Source organism: Aurantibacter aestuarii, assembly GCF_003008425.1.
Lineage (GTDB): Bacteria > Bacteroidota > Bacteroidia > Flavobacteriales > Flavobacteriaceae > Aurantibacter > Aurantibacter aestuarii.
On the sequence record NZ_PXOQ01000018.1, the window covers coordinates 1 to 4,900 of the forward strand.

1 pseudogene is annotated in these 4,900 nt (G+C 39.4%); it reads right to left on the reverse strand.

Features of this window, described 5'->3' with window-relative positions:
- Positions 1 to 4,900, reverse strand: a pseudogene (locus C7H52_RS13510) (hypothetical protein); the annotation flags it as partial.

Sequence of the window (4,900 nt, forward strand, 5' to 3'; positions counted from 1 at the left end):
ACATAAGCTCCGCCGTCTAAACTGAACTCAAATTCCGAGATTCCATCACCTGTTGCTGTGACCTGGATGGTATGGTTTTCTGAGAATGCATCGGTAACCACCTCGGCGGTTATAACCGGTGGTGTACTTACCTCTACGATGGTATTCGCATTTGGATCGTTTAGATCGCTTGAACATCCTGTAACATTATCTGTCACAATCACCGCATAGCTTCCTCCTTCTTGTGGCGCTAAAGTTGGTCCTGTCTGTCCTGGGATTACTGTTCCATTTAAATACCACTCAAAACTGTAATTTGCTGCACTTAATCCAGTGTCTATCACATCGTTTGGTAAGACTTCTGTTCCATTAGTGCTTGCACAAATTAGATACATGTCATCTAAATTAAATGATGGCATTGGGTTAACCTGAAGTGTTAGTGTAGTTACATCATAACAGAACGAACCATCTACTGGAGGCGTGCCTGTTGGGATGTTGTTATCTACTCTTACGTATATCACTTGTGGGTTAACGATGTTATTGTATAATGTTGGTAATGGATTGGTTCCTGCATCTGCATCGGCTTGTGTTTCGTAATAGCTTACTGCAAAGTCTGCTGCCGGTTGCGGATTTGTTGGATCGTTTCCTAATACTTCTGCATCTTGTGTTGATAAATCGAAGGTTGCACTATCATTTGTTGTATCGTTATCAAACTCCATATTGTCATCACAAACCTCAAACACATTAGCATACGGATACGCTACTGCATCGTCATTAACCTCGATAAAGAAACTTAAGGTAGCAATCTCACAACCTGTGGTTGTGTTACTGATGTTTACAAAAATCTCTTGTGGGTTACTCGAGTTAGTAAACGCTGCTGGATTACCTATTTGTGGTGCGCCATTTTGTGCGGCTAGTAAGGTTGTATGATAAGTTACTGCATAGTTTGGTCCGTCTTGTGCTCCTAAGATTATAGGCGTGTTCTGAGTTAAATCGAACGTAAATACATTATCCGTATTTGGCTCACACTCTCGGATATCTAAATCATCGGTCGGTATCACTGGTAACGGATTAACTATAATATCGAAGTCTACTATCGTATAACAACCTGTTCCGCCTGTTCCATTAACATCACTTCCACTGGTTACTCGTACATAGATGGTTTGTGGTGAGATACCTGTTCCTGGGTTAGCTGGATCTTCGTTACTATGCATCGTTGGATCTACTATAAAGTTAACTCCTGCTAAGGCTTCATTTAAATCTGTATAGTACGTTAAACTTACATTTGGCTCTCCATTGATGATGTCTACTGCATTTTGAGTTAAATCAAATACCTCTATGCCATCTGGTGAGTTATTGTCATCACACAATTCTATATCCATTGGATTTTGTGTTGGTGATGGGTTTGGTCTAACACGTACCGTTAAGGTGGTTGTACTGAAACATCCTGTGTTAGCATCTACCACTCGTACATAAATGGTTTGCACTGCATTTACCGTGTTTACAAACATCGTTGGATCTGGGATGGTTACCGTTCCTGCTTGTGCACTCGCTGCTGTAGTGTGATAGCTTACCACTAAACTTGGATCGTTATTGGTAATCTCGCCATCTTTAACCGTTAGGTCAAATGTGGTAAAGCCATCATTATCTTCATAGTAGTTCGCATCTAAATCGTCACACGCATTTAATACTGTTGGTGTTACTATTACCGGTGGGAACTCTACCTCTATCTGGAAGCTTCGTATCGTCTCACAACCATTGGCATTATCTAATCGTACCCAAATGGTTTGTGGGTTAGTCACGTTAGGATAACTTGCCGTGTTAGTAATTGGGTTAATACCGCTTATGGCATTGTTTTGTGTCGTGTAATAACTGATTGGGAAGTCTGCCGGGTTTTGAGTACCTAACACAACTGGTGTTACGTTCATATCAAAATTAAAGACATTAAATCCATCGTTATTATCGTCACATACGATATAAATATTATCACCTGGTGTTGCATCGATTGGATCGATATTATTTGGTATGACAGGTGAGTTTAATACTTGTAATTCTAAATTCACAATACGGTAACATCCTGTGGTATTGTTCTCTGCTCTTACCCATAACAATTGGCTAAATGGTTGGATGTTTTCATATGGACTACTTAAATCCATTGCGCCACTTATCGCATTTTGCTCGGTCTCGTGGTAAGTTATCGTCACATTTGGCTCTCCGTTTAAGATACTTATAGTCTGACTGTCTAAATCGAACATATCAAATATACCATCATTATCCGTGTCACACGCTGTTAATGGTGCTGGGTTTGCTAATGGTGATGGTAACGGGTTAACCTGAAGGGTTAATGTAGTTGTACTTATACAACCTGTTACACTATTTTCCGCTCTTACAAAAACAGTCTGAGGGTTTACCACATTCTCATATGGACTGGTAATTTCCTGAGTGTCTGTATTTGCTCCGTTTTGTGTTAAGTGATAACTCAGTACTATACCGGTTTGTCCATTTAATATTTGAGCATTAGCATCTTCTAATGTGAAGAATTCTTGCTCATCGCCTGGATTGTTCTCATCACATAACTGTAATGGGTCTGGTTGTACTAATACTGGGTTGGCATTAACCACCAGATTCATGGCCACAACACTATAACAACCATTTGTAACTCCTGTTGGATTTGGGTCATCCTCTACTCTTACCCAAACCGTTTGATTAAACGCTGTGGTATTGTTATAAGCGGTTGGTGAGGTTATTGGGTTACTTGGTGCTTCTGCATTTGCCTGAGACGTGTAATATGTAATCTCATAATTGGCTGGATCTAATCCATCTAATATCTGTGTGTTATTAGTCGTTAAATCGAACGTTGCAAAACCATCTGCGGTTGCATTATCACAAATCTCTATAGTCGTTGGCGTGTCTAATATCTGTGGCGTTGGATAAACAATTAGTTGTAATTGATAGATAGCACTACAACCAGTCGTCAAATCTTCAGCTGTATAATATATGATTTGTGAATTTTGCATGATATTATCATACTGTAATGGTAAATCATTAACTTGATTCTGAGCATTTGCAAAAGTTTCAAAAAATAAAACCTCAATATTTGGATTTCCAGAACTTATTTGGGTTACTACACTCCCCAAGTCAAAAGTTCCAAAGCCATCTGCATCTGGATCACAATGGGTTAATTCTATTGGACCAGATTGTCCTGGAGTATTGTTTATAGTTACTACAAAGCTATTTTCATCTGTACAATTTGGTGTGGTCCCTGTTTCAGTAAACACATAAATCGTTTGGGTTGTTGAAATAACATCTCCTGCATTTAATAATGTTCCTCCTCCGTTGGTTGCCGTGTAATAATTATTACCTGCACTTAAGACTGGTAACACATAACTATCACACGCTGTTACATCGGCTGGTGCGTCTGCGGTTGGTGTAGCGTTTATCGTTACTACAAAACTATTCTCATCTGTACAGTTTGGTGTGGTTCCTGTTTCTGCAAACACATATATGGTTTGAGTATTAGAAATAACATCTCCTGCATTTAATATTGTTCCTCCACCATTAGTTGCCGTGTAATAATTATTACCTGCACTTAAGGCTGGTAACACGTAACTATCACATGCGGTAACATCGGCTGGTGCGTCTGCGGTTGGTGTAGCGTTTATCGTTACTACAAAACTATTCTCATCTGTACAGTTTGGAGTAGTTCCTGTTTCAGCAAACACATATATGGTTTGAGTATTAGAAATAACATCTCCTGCATTTAATAATGTACCGCCTCCATTAGTTGCCGTGTAATAATTATTTCCCGCACTTAAGGCTGGTAAAGTATAATTATCACATGCTGTTACATCCGAAGGTGCATCTGCAGTTGGTGTAGCGTTTATCGTTACTACAAAACTATTCTCATCTGTACAGTTTGGAGTAGTTGCTGTCTCTGCAAATACAAATATCGTCTGTGTACTTGTGATAACATCTCCTGCATTCAATAATGTACCGCCTCCGTTGGTTGCCGTGTAATAATTATTCCCCGCACTTAAGGCTGGTAATACATAACTATCACATGCTGTAACATCGGCTGGTGCATCTGCAGTTGGTGTTTCATTTATAATAACGGTTACTTGACTAACATCATCCATACAAGGTGCTGATCCACTAACTGTATAAGTAAAGGTTGAACTTGTAGCTCCAGCTGAAGGCGTAAAAACAGCTGCATTTGGATTAAATGTTCCTCCTGACCCAGAAGTTTGAGCCCAGACTCCTCCTGCATCTTCTCCTATAATTAAATCATCTAAATGAATTGCTTGTGGAGGACTATCACAAACTTCAATGAAGCCATCAGTTCCAGCATATGGCTGCTCATTAATAGTAAGACTAAAACTCTCTTCGTCAAAACAGTTTGGTGTTGTCCCTGTTTCATCATAAACATATAATGTCACTGGATAACTTGCAAAATCTGAAGCGTTTAGTACAGTCCCAGATGGGTAAGATGTTCCTGTTCCTCCTGATCCTGTGTAATACAACTCATTTCCTGATAAATTTGTTCCAGAAATAGCTGGAAGTATATAATCGTCACAAGCAGAAACATCAGACACGGCATCCAAAACAGGTGATGTAATTAATGTTAAACTAAAACTTTCTTCATCAGAACAGTTTGGCGTGGTTCCCGTTTCATCATAAATATAGATCGTAACTGGATAACTTGCAAAATCTGTATCATTTAAAGTCGTTCCCGCTGTATACGCAGTACCTGTTCCGCCTGGCCCCGTGTAATACATAGGTGATACCAATCCTGTTCCTGTAATGGCAGGTAAGGTATAGCTATTACATTCTGTCTGATTTGCTAATACAAAAACATCAGGACTTGCATTTATCGTTACCACAAAACTATTCTCATCTGTACAGTTTGGTGTAGTACCTGTTTCTG